The sequence below is a fragment of the Pseudarthrobacter sp. B4EP4b genome, from assembly GCF_006680095.1.
Taxonomy (GTDB): domain Bacteria; phylum Actinomycetota; class Actinomycetes; order Actinomycetales; family Micrococcaceae; genus Arthrobacter.
In genome coordinates this window covers 1-669 of record NZ_VHIJ01000100.1, presented here as the reverse complement: position 1 = coordinate 669, position 669 = coordinate 1, and the positions used below count along the sequence as shown (strand labels likewise).

The 669-nt window shown below is 62.6% G+C and carries 1 protein-coding gene; it reads left to right on the top strand.

The window, feature by feature from the left end; all coding sequences use genetic code 11:
- Positions 1 to 93: 93 nt before the first annotated feature.
- Positions 94 to 669, top strand: a 576-nt coding sequence (locus FNL14_RS23055) for an amino acid permease (protein WP_142065171.1), incomplete at its 3' end; no start/stop codon positions are given.

Below are 669 nucleotides of genomic sequence, written 5' to 3'. Positions count from 1 at the left end.
ACTCCTCACCCACACCCAACTCCAGGAACTCCTCAGCCCCGAACGCCTCGCCAACCTCACCAAGTAGTCCCCACATCCCCAAAGGACACTCCCATGACTAATACCCCCATACCCGACCACCTGATAGACGGTGGGCATGCGCATGCCTCCGAGAGCTCCCTTCACGCGGAGGATAAGGGCTATCACAAGAATTTGAAGCCGCGGCAGATCCAGATGATCGCGATTGGCGGTGCGATCGGTACCGGCCTGTTCCTGGGTGCCGGCGGCCGGCTGAACGCGGCGGGTCCGTCCCTGGTCATCGCCTACGCCGTGTGCGGGTTCTTCGCGTTCCTGATCCTGCGCGCCCTGGGCGAACTGGTCCTGCACCGGCCCTCCTCGGGCTCGTTCGTGTCCTACGCGAGGGAATTCTTCGGCGAAAAAGCCGCGTTCGTTTCCGGCTGGTTCTACTGGATCAACTGGGCCACCACCACCATCGTGGACATCACCGCCGCCGCCCTCTACATGCACTTCTTCGGCAACTACATCCCCTGGATGGCCGACGTCCCGCAGTGGGCCTGGGCCCTGACCGCCCTCATCGTCGTCCTGGCCCTGAACCTGGTCTCGGTGAAGGTCTTCGGCGAAATGGAATTCTGGTTCGCCCTGATCAAAGTCGCCGCCCTGGTCATCTTC